Annotated in this window: 17 protein-coding genes and 1 tRNA gene; 6 read left to right on the forward strand and 12 right to left on the reverse strand. The window is 69.7% G+C overall.

Translation table 11 applies throughout. The annotated features are described in order from the left end of the window. Window positions 1-10: 10 nt before the first annotated feature. From KAK03_RS11215 to KAK03_RS11230, 4 genes are read left to right on the forward strand one after another with little or no spacing between them, the layout of a single operon-like run. Entirely contained in the window at window positions 11-451 is a 441-nt protein-coding gene (locus KAK03_RS11215) for a bactofilin family protein (RefSeq protein ID WP_310738563.1), read from the forward strand. Window positions 452-454: 3 nt separating this feature from the next. Next, on the forward strand, window positions 455-955 hold the full coding sequence (locus KAK03_RS11220; RefSeq protein ID WP_210854048.1) for a bactofilin family protein: 501 nt from the start codon (window positions 455-457) through the stop codon (window positions 953-955). Next, complete coding sequence (locus tag KAK03_RS11225) at window positions 936-1,379, forward strand: hypothetical protein (RefSeq protein ID WP_210854049.1); 444 nt, start codon at window positions 936-938, stop codon at window positions 1,377-1,379. Before KAK03_RS11220 ends, KAK03_RS11225 begins: the two co-directional genes overlap by 20 nt. Window positions 1,380-1,381: 2 nt before the next feature. Further along, entirely contained in the window at window positions 1,382-1,819 is a 438-nt protein-coding gene (locus tag KAK03_RS11230) for a bactofilin family protein (RefSeq protein ID WP_210854050.1), read from the forward strand. A 47-nt stretch (window positions 1,820-1,866) separates the two neighbouring features. Here the strand turns inward: KAK03_RS11230 and argJ are convergent, their stop codons facing one another. From argJ to KAK03_RS11250, 4 genes are all read right to left on the reverse strand, one after another. Next, the gene (gene argJ, locus KAK03_RS11235) at window positions 1,867-3,096 is read right to left on the reverse strand and encodes a bifunctional glutamate N-acetyltransferase/amino-acid acetyltransferase ArgJ (RefSeq protein ID WP_210854051.1); all 1,230 of its coding nucleotides are present in this window, start codon (window positions 3,094-3,096) and stop codon (window positions 1,867-1,869) included. A gap of 84 nt (window positions 3,097-3,180) precedes the next feature. Then, window positions 3,181-3,423 carry a hypothetical protein gene (locus KAK03_RS11240; protein ID WP_210854052.1) on the reverse strand — a complete coding sequence of 81 codons (243 nt, stop codon included), beginning with the start codon at window positions 3,421-3,423 and terminating at the stop codon, window positions 3,181-3,183. A 5-nt stretch (window positions 3,424-3,428) separates the two neighbouring features. After that, window positions 3,429-3,764 (reverse strand): hypothetical protein, encoded by a 336-nt coding sequence (locus KAK03_RS11245; RefSeq protein ID WP_210854053.1) that lies wholly within the window; start codon window positions 3,762-3,764, stop codon window positions 3,429-3,431. Between the two features lie 161 nt (window positions 3,765-3,925). Then, entirely contained in the window at window positions 3,926-5,803 is a 1,878-nt protein-coding gene (locus tag KAK03_RS11250; RefSeq protein WP_210854054.1) for a hypothetical protein, read from the reverse strand. A 164-nt stretch (window positions 5,804-5,967) separates the two neighbouring features. Between KAK03_RS11250 and KAK03_RS11255 the strand changes: the two genes are divergently transcribed. Next, window positions 5,968-8,280 (forward strand): hypothetical protein, encoded by a 2,313-nt coding sequence (locus KAK03_RS11255; protein WP_210854055.1) that lies wholly within the window; start codon window positions 5,968-5,970, stop codon window positions 8,278-8,280. A gap of 34 nt (window positions 8,281-8,314) precedes the next feature. On the opposite strand, the gene secA is transcribed toward KAK03_RS11255, so the two are convergent. Continuing rightward, window positions 8,315-11,059, reverse strand: a complete 2,745-nt coding sequence (gene secA, locus KAK03_RS11260; RefSeq protein ID WP_210854056.1) for a preprotein translocase subunit SecA — start codon at window positions 11,057-11,059, stop codon at window positions 8,315-8,317. Window positions 11,060-11,184: 125 nt separating this feature from the next. After that, on the reverse strand, window positions 11,185-12,147 hold the full coding sequence (locus tag KAK03_RS11265) for a M23 family metallopeptidase (RefSeq protein WP_210854057.1): 963 nt from the start codon (window positions 12,145-12,147) through the stop codon (window positions 11,185-11,187). 19 nt (window positions 12,148-12,166) lie between these two features. Between KAK03_RS11265 and KAK03_RS11270 the strand changes: the two genes are divergently transcribed. Then, window positions 12,167-12,487 carry a hypothetical protein gene (locus KAK03_RS11270; RefSeq protein WP_210799689.1) on the forward strand — a complete coding sequence of 107 codons (321 nt, stop codon included), beginning with the start codon at window positions 12,167-12,169 and terminating at the stop codon, window positions 12,485-12,487. A 61-nt stretch (window positions 12,488-12,548) separates the two neighbouring features. Here the strand turns inward: KAK03_RS11270 and KAK03_RS11275 are convergent. The 6 genes from KAK03_RS11275 to petA form a co-directional block, all read right to left on the reverse strand. After that, a tRNA-Thr gene (locus KAK03_RS11275) sits at window positions 12,549-12,624 on the reverse strand. A gap of 45 nt (window positions 12,625-12,669) precedes the next feature. Next, window positions 12,670-13,200, reverse strand: coding sequence for a ClpXP protease specificity-enhancing factor (locus KAK03_RS11280; RefSeq protein ID WP_210854058.1), 531 nt, complete (start codon window positions 13,198-13,200; stop codon window positions 12,670-12,672). Between the two features lie 19 nt (window positions 13,201-13,219). Beyond that, complete coding sequence (locus KAK03_RS11285; protein WP_210799687.1) at window positions 13,220-13,831, reverse strand: glutathione S-transferase N-terminal domain-containing protein; 612 nt, start codon at window positions 13,829-13,831, stop codon at window positions 13,220-13,222. A gap of 129 nt (window positions 13,832-13,960) precedes the next feature. Then, the gene (locus KAK03_RS11290; RefSeq protein WP_210854228.1) at window positions 13,961-14,683 is read right to left on the reverse strand and encodes a cytochrome c1; all 723 of its coding nucleotides are present in this window, start codon (window positions 14,681-14,683) and stop codon (window positions 13,961-13,963) included. Between the two features lie 26 nt (window positions 14,684-14,709). Further along, a complete protein-coding gene (locus KAK03_RS11295; RefSeq protein WP_210854059.1) occupies window positions 14,710-16,122 on the reverse strand; it encodes a cytochrome b in 1,413 nt (470 codons plus the stop codon). 32 nt (window positions 16,123-16,154) lie between these two features. After that, entirely contained in the window at window positions 16,155-16,751 is a 597-nt protein-coding gene (petA, locus tag KAK03_RS11300; RefSeq protein WP_210854060.1) for a ubiquinol-cytochrome c reductase iron-sulfur subunit, read from the reverse strand. Window positions 16,752-16,830 lie beyond the last annotated feature (79 nt).

Raw genomic sequence — 16,830 nt, forward strand, 5'->3', positions numbered from 1 at the left:
GGAATCCACAGTGAAGGACGATCTGCCCGCGGCCAACCACGACACGCTGGTGATCGACCCGGTGCGCCTGGGCATCGTGAACCGTCTGGCCGAGGGCAGCGTGCTCGATGGCCGAGTGCGCTATGCCGGCGGCCTGATGCTGCAGGGCGAACTGGGCGGTCAGGGCGAGATCGTCGGGCGGCTGGTGGTGTGGCCCGGCGGTGTGATCCGCGGCCGCTTCCGCGTGCTGGGCGATCTGTACCTGCTGGGCCGTGCCGGTGCCGACGTGCCGGATGCCGACCCCGACACCGTGATCGAGTGCCAGGGCACCGTCTACGTGGCCAGCAGCGGCGTGTCCACCGGCACGCTGCTGGCCACGCGCCTGCGTATGTATGATGGCGCGACGCTGCAGGGGCCCTTTCGCACCCTGCGCGGCGAGTCCGCGCTGCCGGTGCTCGACGACACCGCCTGAGCCATGGACGACACCACTGCCCTGCCCTCCCCCGACGACAACGGCCAGCCGGCTGCCGAGGTCCCCGCGATCGCGCTGGGCCAGACCATGCCCGACGTCGACCGCGTGCCCACGCTGCAGCCCGCGGTGCAGGCCCTGCCCGGCGCCGAGTTGTCGGCCCGCCACTCCACGCTGGCCTCGGGCCTGTCCTTCACCGGCGCGGCGCGCATCGTCGGCTCGATCACCGTGGCCGGCGAGGTGCAGGGCGACCTGCGGCTCGAACAGTCGCCCGACGGCCATGTGACGATCACCGAGACCGGCACCGTGGTCGGCGACATCTGCGCGCCCAACATCGCGGTGATGGGTCAGGCCGTGGGCCTGCTCGATGCCTCGGGCGGCCGGGTCACGCTGCACGAATCGGCCAGCGTCTCCGGCCGCATCCGCTACACCCACCTGCAGGTCAACGGCGCCGACCTGAACGCGCAGCTGGAGCGCGTGCGCACCGATGTCCCGAAGCAGGGCTGAGGCGACCACGGTCGCCACCAGCCAGGAGCTGCTGCGCTCCGCGCTCCAACGTTCGCAGCGGCGCAACACCTGGGTGGCCCGGCGCCGCCTGGCCTGGCGCTGGAGCGTGTTCCTGCTGGGCAAGGCGCTGGTCTACCTGGGGCCGCCGCTGCTGCTGGCCTCGCTGGCCGCCTGGTGGTGGCTGCGGGCGGCCGGTGCGGACGGCGCGGCCCCGCCCGCCCGGACGACGGTCACGCCTGCGGTCAGGCCCACGCCGGTGGCATCGGTCGCTGCGCCAGCCGTGCCCATCGCGCCGCCGGCCGCCAGTGCGCCGCTGCAGTTGCGCCTGGATGACGAGTCCCTGGCCGCCCAACCGCAGTCTCGTCACCGTCGGTTACCATCGCGATCAGCAGAAGCGGCCTCCGCGGCCGACGCTCAGGAGTAGATGTGAACAGCCCAGATGCCACCCGCGCTCCGGCGCGCCTTGTGCCCGTCGAGCAGCTCAATGCGATTTCCAGCCTGATCGCTGAAGGGGCCGTCTTCGAAGGCTCGTTCAGCTCGCGCCAGGACCTGGGTCTGAAGGTGGACGGCCTGCTGCAGGGCGACATCAGCTTCCAGAGTGGTGGCACGGTGCATGTGGGTGCCACCGGCGTGATCGAGTCGACCACGATCGAGGCCGATCATGTGCTGATCGAGGGCAAGGTGCGCGGCACCGTGATCGCGCGCAAGTCGCTCGAGATCACCGGCACCGCCACGCTGCTGGGCGACGCCCTGTACGACGCGCTGCTCGACATCCACCCGCGCGCCCGTCTGCGCGGCAAGGTGGAGTACCGCGGCGAGATCGAAGGCCACCAGCTGGAGCAGCGGCCCTTCGGCTCGAACTGAGGCACCAGCCGGGCGGCGTCACGCCGCCACGGCCCGCACGCCTGCGCTCAGGAGCGGTAGTCGGCGTTGATGCTGACGTAGTCGTGCGACAGGTCGCAGGTCCAGACGGTGCTGCTGGCCGCGCCACGGCCCAGGTGCACGCGCACCGTGATCTCGGCCTGCTTCATCACCCGCTGCCCGTCTTCCTCGCGGTAGGCCGGATGCCGGCCGCCCTGCGTGACGACATGCACGTCGTCCAGGTGCATCTCGATGAGCTGCTGGTCAAGGTCGTCAATGCCGGCGTAGCCCACCGCGGCCAGGATGCGGCCCAGGTTGGGGTCGCTGGCGAAGAACGCGGTCTTGACCAGCGGCGAATGGGCGATCGCGTAGGCCGCCAGGCGGCATTCGGCCTCGGTGCGGCCGCCGTCGATCTGCACCGTGATGAACTTGGTGGCGCCTTCGCCGTCGCGCACGATGGCCTGGGCCAGCTGGCGCGCCACCGCGAACACCGCGTCGCGCAGGATCTGGCCGTCGGCGCTGTCGAGCGCGGTGATCTCGGCGTGGCCCGCCTGGCGGGTGGCGATCAGCACGAAGCTGTCGTTGGTGGAGGTGTCGCCGTCGATCGTGATGCGGTTGAACGAGGCATCCGCCGCCTGCTTGACCAAGGGCTGCAGCAGCGACGGGGCCAGCACCGCATCGGTGGCGATGAAGCCCAGCATCGTCGCCATGTTCGGGCGGATCATGCCGGCGCCCTTGGAGATGCCGGTGACGGTGACCGTGCGGCCACCGATCTGGACCTGGCGCGACGCGGCCTTGGGCAGGGTGTCGGTGGTCATGATGCCTTCGGCGGCACGCGACCAGTTCGACGCCGACAGGTCGGCCAGCGCGGCCGGCAGGCCGGCCTCGATGCGCTCGACCGGCAGGGTTTCCATGATCACGCCGGTGGAGAACGGCAGCACCTGCTGCGGCGTCAGACCCATGCGGGCGGCCAGTGCGTCGCAGCTGCGGCGGGCACGCGCCAGGCCGTCGGCGCCGGTGCCGGCATTGGCATTGCCGGTGTTGATCAGCACGGCGCGGATGGCCGAGCCGCTGGCCAGGTGCTCACGGCAGACCTGCACCGGCGCTGCGCAGTAGCGGTTCCGGGTGAAGACGCCGGCCACGGCCGAGCCTTCGGCCAGCTCCAGCACCACCAGGTCCTTGCGGTTCGCCTTGCGCACGCCGGCTTCGGCCACGCCCAGGCGCAGGCCGGGCACCGGGTGGAGGTCAGCGGGGTGGGGAGCGGTCAGCAGGACGGGCATGGCGGTGGCGCAGGGCGGGTGGCTTCGGGGAAGGCGCATTGTAGGGAGGCGCCTGGGCGTCCTCCGATCCGCCGCGCGGGCCCGTCAGGCCACCAGTTGCCCGATCGCCACCACCGCCACCAGCACCAGCCCGAGCAGGCTGATGCCGCTGAGGATGCGCACGACCTGGCGGTCGGCCTCCTCGAAGGCCTGCGCGGGGTCGCGCATCAGGTCGTCGCTGGGATCCCAGACGGCCATCTCGCCCAGCAGCGGGCCCAGGGGCGGGACGTCGGCCAGACCGCGCTGGCTGAGCACCGCGGTCATCGTGAGTGTGGATTGGCGGGCCATGGCGATCACGCGGCGCGTTTCCAGGTGAAGAACTGCTCGCGCGGCGCTGCCCAGTACGGGGTCAGCGGGGTGCGCTGGGGCATGGCGCGACGCACCGGCGTCGAAGCGCTGATCGTGCGGGCGGGCGCCTCGGGCAGCACCTCGCGGTAGCGGCGCAGGCGTTCCAGCGCCTGCTGGATGCCGGCGGAGTCGCGCTGGCTCAGCGCCGCTTCGGCGTCGCGCAGCGCCTGCTCCAGCAGGGCGTTGGCAAAGGCACCGGTCGATCCCAGCGAGGCGCAATCGCCGGCAACCCGGCGGCAGCGTTGGATCTCGGCGTGAAGCATGTCGGGAAGGGTGGCCATGGTTGCTCTCCAGGTTGGACGCGTTGCCCATCGGTGGGCGTCGCGGCATGGTTGGCATTTCACCGGTCTTCGCGTGACATCACGACGCACAGACCACGGCCTGCCGACCCGGGGGCGTGGACGATCGATAGACGATCGAGCCCATTCCCCAGATGCGCTGCTCAGTCGTCCACCGGGTCGTCCTTCGCCAGCATGGTCGCCACGCGGCGGGCGATCGGGCCGGGCACCGGCGCCTGCCGGGCTGCCCGCTGCCCGGGCACCAGCCGGTCGGCCGGGACCGGCCGCACGCCATGGCGGGCCGTGGGCACGGTGAACAGGCCCGGCACGCTGATCGCGCGGAACACCGTGTCCGCGTGGTATTCGCGGACGAACTCGACCCAGTTCGTCTCCTGCAGGAAAGGCACCACCCCGACCTGCAGACGCGCCGGACCCTGCCCGGGATTGATGTCGACGTAGAAGGGTGTGCGCCAGTCCCACTGGCCGCTGCGGGTGGGGTCGGGCAGAAAGATGTTCATCGCCAGGTGCGGATCGGTGAAATCCCAGACGATCTCGCCGCGATCGTCCATCCACGGCGAGTCGATGTCGCCGACCCGCTTGATGCCCTCCAGTGCACGGCACAGCGCCAGCGCCGCGGTGTGGACCTCGGGCCAGTCTTCCAGGTCGCGGGCCATGCAGTGGGCCAGGCTGTGCAGGTCGGTCAGTTGGTCCGGCCCTTCCAGCAGCAGGTCGCCACTGGTGTCGTACTGCTGGGCCTTGACCACGGCCGACTCGATGCGGCGGCGGGACCGCCGCGGATGGCGGGTGGTGCGCAGCTCCTGCAGCAGGGCGTCGGACAGCTGCTCGACGCCCCGCGTGACGTCGGCCATGCGGCGCAACTCCAGCGCGCCGCCGACCAGCGGATGGCGACCCCGCTGGGACAGCAGGCGATGGTTTTCCTCGACGAACCAGCCGGCCAGGGTCACTGCAGCGGTGGAACCAGCCTGGGCCAGGCGGCGAAACACCGCCGGGTACGAGGCGGCACCGGAGAAGTAGTTGGTGCTGCAGTAGCCGCTGGCCGCGTCGGCGTAGGGCGCCACCGTGTGCAGCACCTCGACCGACATGTTGAAGCAGTTGGCCAGGTGCAGCACGGCCAACCGGGACCCGCTGCCCTGCAGACCGGCCGCCAGGGCCTGGCCCAGCACCCAGGTGGGCATGGACGCATGGCTGACCGGCAAGGTGGGGCCACCGCCCGGCAGGGTCGGGCCGCCGCCCGGCAGGGTCGGGCCGCCGCCCGGCAGGGTCGGACCACCGCCCGGCAGGGTCGGACCACCGCCCGGCAAGGTCGGGCCGCCGCCCGGCAAGGTCGGGCCGCCGCCCGGCAGGGTGGGGCCACCGCCCGGCAAGGTGGGGCCACCGCCCGGCAGTGTGGGGCCACCGCCCGGCAGGGTGGGGCCACCGCCCGGCAGGGTGGGGCCACCGCCTGGCAGGGTGGGGCCACCGCCCGGCAGGGTCGGGCCGCCCCCTGGCAGGGTCGGGCCGCCGCCCGGCAGTGTGGGCACACCGCGCTCGTACACCGACCGACCGGAAGCGTCGAAAGGGGCCTGTTCCTGGCCGGCGCGCTGCCAGTCACCCAGTCGCCCGAGTTCGTGCAGGTGCATCAGGCCTGCCTTGTCGATGGCGGGCAGGTAGCCGCTGCCGTGGCCTTCCAGGCACAGCGCCAGGCGCTTGCCAGGGTAGCGGGCCAGCGCGGTCTGCAGCAGGCCGGACAGCGACGGCGCCGCCGCCATGTCCAGCTTCCAGCAGATCTCTTCGCGCAGCGCGGCCGGTGCCGCGGGGTCGATCTGCAGCAGCCGGGTCGGCTCGCCGGGCAGGTCCAGCATCGCCAGCACCGGCACGCCGCTGGCGGCGACCTCCGACAGCGATGCCAGCAGCGGATGGTCGCGCCAGCGGGTGTTGTCGCCGGGATAGCGGCTGAGCGCGTAGTCGTCGCCAAAAGGCGCGTAGACCAGCAGACACAGGTCCTGGGCCTGCACCGGGAGGGGGGTGTTGTCAGACGGCATGGGTACTCCTGAATCGATGTCCGCGGATGCTGGACGCACCTCGGCCACGTTGCCTGCAGCACCATAGGCGAGACCGCCCTGCAAGGCCACGCAGGCGGCAGCACCGATCCCGGCCGAGCGTGTACGATTGATGGACGATTCCTCTTCGCCCCGTCGCCATCGCCATGACTCCCGCCACGCGCACGCTCTCGTCCCGGGCCTTCGACGTGCTGCTGAATGCCGGCCTCCAGGCGCACCGCAATGGCCAGTTGCATGAAGGTCTGGGGCCGCGTCATCCCCGCCTGGCAGCCTGGCTGCAGCGGCGCTGGCTGCAGCCGGTGTTGGGCACACTGGGCGATGCCGTGCCGCCCACGCAGCGACGGCTGTTCGCGCTGCGCTGCGTGCTGGTCTGGGCACTGTCGCAGCTGCGACCCGACCGTCAGCCGGGCCTGGCCGACATCCCGGCGCAGGCCTGGCTGCAGAGCACCAGCTGGCGACCGCTGCTGGCGCTGGCCAGCCACCATGGCTTCCTGGCGGTGCCGGCCTTCCCGTCGCACTACCGGCGCCGCGAGAACGAGACCGCCGTCGACAACCTGTGCGGCCTGTGGTCGGTGGTGCCCAGCACGCTCTACCGCTACATGGACAAGGGCCGCCAGCAGCTGGGCGCCGCGCTGCTGCAGCGCGAGCCCCCGGGCGAGTGGCTGCTGAGCCTGCGCCAGGCCACCTGGCGCGCACTGGCCGAGCAGCCCCTGGCGACGCCAGCGCCTGGCCAGCCCTGGCACCTGGCGCAGGCCGAGCAGGCGATGGCCGAGGCGCGCGCCACCGACGCGCTGTGGCACAGCCTGTCCGCCGACGACCCGGCGCTGGTGCTGCAGGTCTTCCGCCGGCATTCGCTGGCCCTGGCCGCCACCGAAGAGGCCGACGCGATGGTCGACAGCTGGGAGCTGCCCCGCCGCGACCGGCGGGTGGCTTTCGAAGTGGCGCTGGACATGGCGACGCTGTGGCGCCACCGGCACGACCTGCTGCGCGAGAACGACTGCCTGCAGCAGGCCCTGCGCATCGCCGACGCCACCGGGCTGGCGCTGCTGTGCGGTCGGGCCTTCGCGGCGCTGGGCCGTTTCCACATGGCCCGCGACCACGACCGCACCCTGGCCTGCTATGACGATGCGCTGCGTCATCTGCGGGTGGCCGCCGGTGGCCAGGACGACGACCCCGACACCGAGCGCGCGCGCGAAGAGCTGGTGCGCTCGCTGGTGCACCTGGCCTGGATCCACGTGCGCCGCAACGACCCGAAGTCGCTGCCCCTGCTGGAACAGGTGGACGAGCTCGACCGCGACCACCCGCTGCCCGACGAGATCCGCGCCGAGGTGGAGCAGGTCTGGGGCGAGTACTGGCGCTGCGCCGGCCAGTTGCAGAAGGCGATGGCGCACAAGCAGCGCGCGCTGAACATCTACGAGCGCCTGGGCGACCAGCGCTCGGCGCTGTCCACCTGCAACAACCTGAGCCTGATCTACGCCGAGGCCCGGGACATTGGCCGGGCGATCCACTACGGCCAGCGCGTGCTGGACGCCGCCCGCGACACGACGCTGGAGCCCGAGGTGCTGGCCGGTGCGCAACTGCACGTGGGCATCGCGCATTTCTACAAGGCCCAGTACGACCTGGCGATCCAGCACTACGACGCCGCGATGCAGGTCTACGAGCGCGGCGGCATCAGCGGCCGCCTGAGCGTGTGCCACTTCAACCTGGCCGAGGCCTACTTCCACCGCTTCGCGCGCGACCAGAACCCCGAGGACGAGCGCCTGGGCGACCACCATGCCGGCATCGCACTGCGGCTGGGCCAGCTCGACCAGCGTCAGGGCTGGGCCGAGACCGTCAGTGCGCTGAAGTCCAATGCCCTGGGATCCGACAACCTGCCCGACCGGCTGCTGCCCGACGAGTTTGCCGACCACTACCAGGAGATGAATGCGGTGCGGCAGCAGCGGCGCCGGCTGGCCATGCCGGACCTGCCACCGGTCGAGCAGGTGCGCGCGCGGCTGCAGATCGCCCGCGCCTACCTGGCGATCGCCGTGCGCGAGCGCGAGTCAGCGCTGGCGCTGGCACACACCCACGGCCGCCCCGAGGACATGGATGAGGCGCTGGACAGTCTGCGCGATGTGTTCGAGCGGGCGCTGAGCCAGGAGGAGCTGCGGCGCGCGCACTGGGAGGCCCAGGCCGCGGACCTGCTGGACCGAGCGCGCTGCGCCAAGGTGCTGGCGCATCTGGCGCAGCACGGCGCGCTGCAGAAGCGCCATTACGCGGCGATCAGCGGACTGGGCCTGGCGACCGCCAGCAAGCACCTGGTGGCGCTGGCGGGGCGCGGCCTGCTGGTGCAGATCGGCAAGGGGCCGGCCACCCGCTACGAGTTGCCGGATGCCTCATCGCAGCCGGCCCAGCGACCTGACCACCCACGGCCAGACGACGAGGCCGGCAGCGGCCGCTCAGCCGCGACCCTGCACTGAGTGAGCGGCGCGCCTCATGCGGCGCGCCACGGCCTCAGGCCAGGCGGCCGTGGCAGGCCTTGTACTTCTTGCCGCTGCCGCAGGGGCAGGGGTCGTTGCGGCCGACGCGCGGCACCTCGGCGGCCAGCGTGGCCGGATCGGCCTCGGCGCTGACGCTGCCGTCCTCGTTGGGATGGGTGTAGGTGACGTTGCGCACGGTCTCGGCGCGCTCTTCCATGGCCTCGGCGGCCTGGGCCACCTGCTCCTGGGTCTGCACGCGCACCGTCATCAGCACGCGCGTGACTTCCATCTTGACCACGTCGAGCAGCTGCGAGAACAGCTCGAAGGCCTCGCGCTTGTACTCCTGCTTCGGGTTCTTCTGCGCATAGCCGCGCAGGTGGATGCCCTGGCGCAGGTAGTCCAGCGCGGCCAGGTGCTCGCGCCAGTGGGTGTCGATCGACTGCAGCAGCACCATGCGCATGAAGGGCGTGAACTGCTCGTCACCCACCAGGTCGAGCTTGGCCTGGAAGGCGGCGTCGGCCGCGCCGACCACCTTCTCGACGATCTCCTCGTCGGTGACGGCGTCGCTGTCCTCCACCCATTGGCGCAGCGGCACCTCGAGCTGCCACTCGTCCTTCAGCACCTGCTCCAGGCCGGCCAGGTCCCACTGTTCCTCGACCGATTCCTGCGGCACGTAGGTGCGCACCACCTCGGTCATCGTGGACGAGCGCAGGTTGGCGATCTGGGCCACCAGCGACGGCGCTTCGAGGATGTCGTTGCGCTGCTGGTAGATGACCTTGCGCTGGTCGTTGGAGACGTCGTCGTACTCGAGCAGCTGCTTGCGGATGTCGAAGTTGCGCGCCTCGACCTTGCGCTGCGCGCTCTCGATCGAGCGGCTGACGATGCCGGCCTCGATGGCCTCGCCTTCGGGCATCTTCAGGCGGTCCATGATCGAGCGCACGCGGTCGCCCGCGAAGATGCGCATCAGCGGATCGTCCAGGCTCAGGTAGAAGCGCGAGGCACCCGGGTCACCCTGGCGGCCCGAGCGGCCGCGCAGCTGGTTGTCGATGCGGCGGCTCTCGTGGCGTTCGGTGGCGATGATGCGCAGGCCGCCTTCGGCCTTGACCTTCTCGTGCAGGCCGGCCCACTCGTCCTTGAGCTGCTGGATGCGGCGGGTCTTCTCGTCCGCCGGCACGGCCTCGTCGGCCTCCAGGAACTGGATCTGCTTCTCGACGTTGCCGCCCAGCACGATGTCGGTGCCGCGACCGGCCATGTTGGTGGCGATGGTGATCACGCCCGGGCGACCCGCCTGGGCCACGATCTCGGCCTCCTTGGCGTGCTGCTTGGCGTTGAGCACCTGGTGCGGCAGCTTGGCCTGGTTGAGCAGTCCCGAGATCAGCTCGGAATTCTCGATCGAGGTGGTGCCCACCAGCACCGGCTGGCCGCGGGTGTGGCAGTCGCGGATGTCCTCGATGACCGCGTTGTACTTCTCGCGCGCGGTCTTGTAGACCAGGTCGTTCTCGTCCTTGCGGATCGTCGGCCGGTTCGGCGGGATCACCACGGTTTCCAGGCCGTAGATCTCCTGGAACTCGTAAGCCTCGGTGTCGGCCGTGCCGGTCATGCCGCCGAGCTTGGCGTACATGCGGAAGTAGTTCTGGAAGGTGATCGAGGCCAGCGTCTGGTTCTCGCTCTGGATGGCCACGCCTTCCTTGGCCTCCACCGCCTGGTGCAGGCCGTCGGACCAGCGACGGCCGGTCATCAGGCGACCGGTGAATTCGTCGACGATCACCACCTCGCCGTTCTGCACCACGTAGTGCTGGTCACGGTGGTACAGGTGCTGGGCCCGCAGCGCCGCGTACACATGGTGCATCAGCGTGATGTTGGCCGGGTCGTAGAGGCTGGCACCCTCGGCCAGCAGCCCGGCCTGCGCCAGGATGCGCTCGGCGTTCTCGTGGCCGGCCTCGGTCAGGAAGACCTGGTGGGTCTTCTCGTCGACCGTGAAGTCGCCCGGCTCGATCACGCCCTCGCCGGTGCGCGGATCGGCCTCGCCGATCTGCTTCTTGAGCTGCGGCACCACGCCATTGATGCGCACGTACAGCTCGGTGTGGTCCTCGGCCTGGCCGGAGATGATCAGCGGCGTGCGGGCCTCGTCGATCAGGATGGAGTCCACCTCGTCGACGATCGCGAAGTTCAGCCCGCGCTGCACCCGGTCGCCGGTCTCGTGGACCATGTTGTCGCGCAGGTAGTCGAAGCCGAACTCGTTGTTGGTGCCGTAGGTGATGTCGGCGCCATAGGCGGCCTGCTTCTGGGCGCGGTCCATGCCGGGCACGTTGACGCCCACGGTCAGGCCCAGGAAGTTGTAGAGCCGGCCCATCCACTCGGCATCGCGGCTGGCCAGGTAGTCGTTGACCGTCACCACGTGCACGCCCTTGCCGGCCAGTGCATTGAGGTAGACCGGCAGCGTGGCCATCAGCGTCTTGCCCTCGCCGGTGCGCATCTCGGCGATCTTGCCGTTGTGCAGCGTCATGCCGCCCAGCAGCTGCACATCGAAGTGGCGCATCTTCAGCGTGCGCTTGCCGGCCTCGCGCACCGTGGCGAAGGCCTCGGGCAGCAGGTCGTCCAGCGTGGCGCCCTGAGCCAGGCGCTCGCGCAGCTGGGGCGTCATGGCCTGCAGGGCCGCGTCGTCCAGCGCCGAGAACTGGCCCTCCAGGGCGTTGATCTTCTCGACAACGCGGCGGTACTGCTTGAGCAGGCGGTCGTTGCGACTGCCGAAAATCTGGGTGAGAAGCTTGGGCAACATGCGGCGAGGGGCCTGAGGAATCGTCGGGGCGACGCCCGCAGATGGGGCCGCGGCACCCACGGTTCAAGGGGCGCGTCGCAAACGTTCCATGTTATCACCCGGGCATGGCCGGGCTGCCCCCGCGTTCAGGGGCCGGCGGCGGCCAGGAAACGCGACGGGTTCTGCGGCACGCCGTCGATCAGCACCTCGAAATGCAGGTGCGGGCCGGTGGAGCGGCCGGAATTGCCCACCAGCGCCACGTGCTGTCCGCGCTTGACGATGTCACCGGTGTTGACCAGGATCTTCGAGGTGTGGGCGTAACGCGTGGACAGGCCGTTGCCATGGTCAATCTCCAGCAGCTGGCCGTACTGCGGATGCCAGGCGGTGGAGGTGACCACGCCGCCGGCGGCCGAAAAGATCGGCGTGCCCGGGGCGGCCTGGAAGTCCTGGCCGGTGTGCAGCGCCGGCCGGCCGGTGAAGGGGTCGGCGCGGAAACCGAAGGCCGAGCCGATCGGCGCGTCGATCGGGCGGCTGCTGGGCAGCATCAGCGAGGCCAGGCGCTTCTCGAACAGGCGCGACTCGGTCAGCGTGAAGACATCGGCATGCAGCTCGACGCGCTGCTCCAGCTGCGACATGGCTTCGTTCAGCACCTCCAGGCTGGGGTGATCCAGCGGCAGGTAGGGGCCGCCGGCGCCGCGCGGTGCCGGCGTCGGTGCCGGCATCAGTGCGGCCGAAGCGGCCGGCGCGGTCGGCTGCAGCAGCCTGAGCTCATCGGGCTTGACGCCGGCCAGATTGGTCAGGCGGTCCCCCATGGCTTCGAGGCGGATCATGCGCGCCTGCATGTCGCCCACCTTGGAGGCCATGGCGTCCAGGTTCTCGCGCATGAAGCGGTCGCGCTGCGCAAACTCGTCGCGCACCACCAGCTTGACGATCTGGCTGACCACCGGCCAGCCCTCGCGCGCCGCCGCCAGGAAGATGAAGTGGTAGATCGTGCCCGACAGCAGCAGCAGCGCCATCAGCAGGGCCAGCACGGCCGAGCTGATCTGCAGCCGGCTGAGCTGGAAGGCGCGGGTGCGGGAGGCGCCCTCGCCGGTGATCAGGATCTGCATCGAACTACACTCCTTGCCGATGAACCTTCCCGGCAAGCACCAGCCCCACACCCGGCCGATCGCCGAGGCGCTGGATGCCAACCAGGCCCTGGGCCGACTGCTGGAGCGGCTGCGCGAGTCTCAGCGCCGGCATGCGCTGATCCTGCCCGCCCTGGCACCGGCCTTGCGGCCCTGGGTCCAGCCGGGGCCGCTCGATGACGAGGGCTGGACGCTGCTGGTGCCCAATGCCGCCGTGGCGGCCAAGATGCGCCACGCCCTGCCCCACCTGGAAGCGGTGCTGGCCGAGGCCGGCTGCCCGCCGCTGCCCCTGCGGATCAAGGTGCGCTCCGGGCGCCCCTGAGCCGGGGAGCCCCGTAGCCGTTTCGGCCGCGGGGCACGCATTATTCCACGCCCCGCCAGGATGGTGCCGGCTATCCGAATCGAACGGATGACCTACGGTTTACAAGACCGTTGCTCTACCAACTGAGCTAAGCCGGCGGATCGGGTGGGCATTCTAGGAGGCGCCCGACTGCGCGCGGGCGCCTACTTCACGCGTTTGAGCGCGGGCCGTCCGGCACCCGGCGTGGCCGGGCCGGAGGGCTCGGGGTCGGGCGACGTGTCGGCGTCGGCGCTGGGCTCGACACTGGCCAGGCGCAGGCCGGTGGCCGGCCGGGCCGTCGCCGCGGGTGGCGTCACCAGGGCCTGGGGCTCGGTGGCGGCCGCCTCGGCGGTGGGCATCGGGAAGGCCATGCCCTGGCCATTCTCGCGGGCATAGATGGCCACCACGTGGTCCACCGGCACGACGATCTCGCGCGCGACGCCGCCGAAGCGGGCCTTGAACTCGATGAAGTCGTTGCCCAGCTTCAGGCCGCTGGTGGCCTCGAAGCCGACGTTGAGCACGATCTCGTTGTTCTTCACGTACTCGGCGGGCACCTGCACCGAGGCATCGACAAACACCGCCACGTAGGGCGTGAAGCCGTTGTCGGTGCACCAGTCGTGCAAGGCCCGGATCAGGTAGGGCCGGGTCGAGGTGCCCTGGTTGTCCGGGCTGGCAGGCGGCGGCGTCGTGGTCATCGTGGCTCTGGCCGGGCGATTACTTGCGCATCACCTTCTCGGAGGGCGTCAGCGCCTCGATGTAGGCCGGGCGCGAGAAGATGCGCTCGGCGTACTTCAGCAGCGGCGCGGCGTTCTTCGACAGGTCGATGCCGTAGTAGTCCAGGCGCCACAGCAGCGGGGCGATCGCCACGTCGAGCATGCTGAAGTCGTCGCCCAGCATGTACTTGTTCTTCAGGAAGATCGGCGCGAGCTGGGTGAGGCGGTCGCGGATCTGGCCGCGGGCCTTCTCGAGCTGCTTGTCGGTGGCCTTGATGCCCCGGCCTTCCAGGATGTTGACGTTGGCGAACAGTTCCTTCTCGAAGTTGAAGAGGAACAGGCGCACGCGGGCACGCGCCACCGGGTCGCCCGGCATCAGCTGCGGGTGCGGGAAGCGCTCGTCGATGTACTCGTTGATGATGTGCGACTCGTACAGGATCAGGTCGCGCTCGACGAGGATGGGCACCTCGTTGTACGGGTTCATCAGCGCGATGTCCTCGGGCTTGGCGAAGAGGTCGACATCGCGGATCTCGAAGTCCATGCCTTTCTCGAACAGCACGAAGCGGCAGCGGTGCGAGTAGGGGCAGGTGGTACCGGAGTAAAGCACCATCATGGTGGCGGGCTCCTTGATCGGAACGGAAAAGCGGTTCGGCAGGGCCGAAAACGGAAAAACGCAGTGGGCCCGCATCAGGGTCCCACTGCGCGCGGGGACCGGCGCGCGGCCGGTCCGGCAGGGCCTACTTTACTTGACGTCCTTCCAGAACGCGGCGTTGAGGCGATAAGCGAAGAAAGTCAGCACCAGCAGGAAGGCCAGCACCGCCATGCCCAGCTTGGTGCGCTGGAACTGCACGGGCTCACCCATCCACTGCAGGTAGGCCACCAGGTCGCCGATGGCGCTGTCATAGGCCTTGGCGTCCATGGTGCCCGGCTTGGCCAGGGTCAGCGCATGGTCGGCGCCCAGCACCTGCTCGCCCTGCAGTTCCCACAGCACGTGGGGCATGCCGACGTTGGCGAAGACGGTGTTGTTCCAGCCGGTCGGGCGGGTCTCGTCACGGTAGAAGCCGCGCAGGTAGGTGTACAGGTAGTCGGCACCGGTGCCTTGCGAGCCGGCGCGCGAACGCGCCACCAGGGTCAGGTCGGGCGGCGTGGCACCGAACCAGTCCTTGGCCTGGCGCGGGTCCATCGAGACCTTCATCAGGTCGCCGACCTTGTCGCCCGCGAACAGCAGGTTGGTGCGGATCTGCTCCTCGGTCAGACCGATGTCGGTCAGCCGGTTGTAGCGCATGAAGGCTGCCGCGTGGCAGTTCAGGCAGTAGTTGACGAACAGCTTGGCACCGTTCTGCAGCGAGGCGGTGCTCTGCAGCTTCTCGGTGGGGAACTTGTCCCAGGCGGGGCCACCGGTGTTGGCGGTGGCGCCGCTGACCAGGCACAGCGCGGCAGCCAGGCCGGCGATGAGTTTCTTGATCATGATGTGGTGTGCTCCTGCCTGGTTCAGTGCGGCGTGAAGGTCACGCGGTCGGGGACCTTCTTGAAGGTGCCGAGCTGGCTCCACCAGGGCATCAGCAGGAAGAAGCCGAAATAGAAGAGCGTGCCGACCTGGGCGATCAGCGTGCCGATGTCCGACGGCGGCTGGATGCCCAGGTAGGCCAGCACGACGAAGAAGATCACGAACACGATGTACAGGTGGCGGTGCCAGGTCGGACGGTAGCGGATCGACTTGGCCGGGCTGTGGTCCAGCCAGGGCAGGAAGAACAGGATGATGACCGCGCCGCCCATCACCACCACGCCCCAGAACTTGGCGTCGAAGGTCTTGAGCAGGCCGATGGCCACCAGCGCGCCGACGATCACGGCGATCTTGGCCGTGCCGGCGAACTTGCCCTTCAGCACCGCCCCCAGCGCGCCCAGGCCGATGATCACGCACAGCACGTTGACCATCACGTCGGTCGTGGCGCGCAGCATCGAATAGAAGGGCGTGAAGTACCAGACCGGCGCGATGTGCGGCGGGGTCTTCAGCGGGTCGGCGGGGATGAAGTTGTTGTACTCCAGGAAGTAGCCACCCAGCTCAGGCGCGAAGAAGATGATCGCGGTGAAGACGATCAGGAACAGGCAGACGCCCAGGATGTCGTGCACCGAGTAGTACGGGTGGAAGGGGATGCCGTCCAGCGGGTGGCCGTTGGCGTCCTTCGGGGCGTTCGGGCCCTTGATCTCGACGCCGTCCGGGTTGTTCGAACCCACCTCGTGCAGCGCGATGATGTGCGCCACCACCAGGCCCAGCAGCACCAGCGGCACTGCGATGACGTGGAAGCTGAAGAAGCGGTTCAGCGTGGCGTCGCTCACCACGTAGTCGCCGCGGATCAGCAGCGCCAGGTCCGGACCGACGAAGGGCACGGCGGCGAACAGGTTCACGATCACCTGAGCGCCCCAGTAGGACATTTGGCCCCAGGGCAGCAGGTAGCCCATGAAGGCCTCGGCCATCAGCGCCAGGAAGATCGCGCAGCCGAAGATCCAGACCAGTTCGCGCGGCTTGCGGTACGAGCCGTACAGCAGGCCACGGAACATGTGCAGGTAGACGACGACGAAGAACGCCGACGCCCCGGTGGAGTGGATGTAGCGGATCAGCCAGCCCCAGGGCACATCGCGCATGATGTACTCGACCGAGGCGAAGGCCACGGCCGCATCCGGCTTGTAGTGCATCACCAGGAAGATGCCGGAGACGATCTGGATCACCAGCACCATCAGGGCGAGCGAGCCGAAGATGTACCACCAGTTGAAGTTCTTCGGAGCGTAGTACTCCGACATGTGCTCCTTGTACATCTTGGACGCCGGGAACCGGTTGTCCACCCAGGTCATCAGCTTCTCGCCGACGGACGCGTCCGCCGGCGCGACTTTGAATTCAGCAGCCATGGTTGCCTTTCTTGTGTTCGGGGGACGCCGGATCAGGCCTTCTTGTCTTCGCCGATCAGCAGCTTGGAGTCGCTGAGATACATGTGCGGCGGGACTTCGAGGTTGTCAGGGGCGGGCTTGTTCTTGAACACGCGGCCGGCCATGTCGAAGGTCGAGCCGTGGCAGGGGCACAGGAAGCCGCCCGGCCAGTCGGCGGGCAGCGAGGGCTGGGCACCCGCCTGGAACTTGTCGGAGGGCGAGCAGCCCAGGTGCGAGCAGATGCCCACCACCACCAGGTACTCCGGCTTGATCGAGCGCGCCTCGTTCTTGGCGTACTCGGGGATCGGGTAGGCCTTGCGCTGGTTGTCGGGGTCGGCGAGCTGGTCGTTCAGCTTCTTCAGGCCCTCGAGCTGCTCGGGCGTGCGGCGCACGATCCAGACCGGCTTGCCGCGCCATTCCACGGTCATCTTCTCGCCCGGCTTGAGGGCGCTGATGTCGGCCTCCACGGCGGCACCGGCGGCCTTGGCGCGCTCGGACGGGGTGAAGGTACTGACGAAGGGCACGGCGGTTGCCACGCCACCCACGGCACCCGCGGCACCGGTGGCGATCAGCCAGGTGCGCTTGCCTTGGTCCACAGCGTTGTCACTCATGGAGGTCCTTTGGAATGTGGGAAGCTGCTGGGGGCGGGATGGGGGAATCCCGCAGATTAGTGTTTTCAGTCAACCAGGC

The organism is Ideonella alba (genome assembly GCF_018069845.1).
GTDB lineage: Bacteria > Pseudomonadota > Gammaproteobacteria > Burkholderiales > Burkholderiaceae_C > Ideonella > Ideonella alba.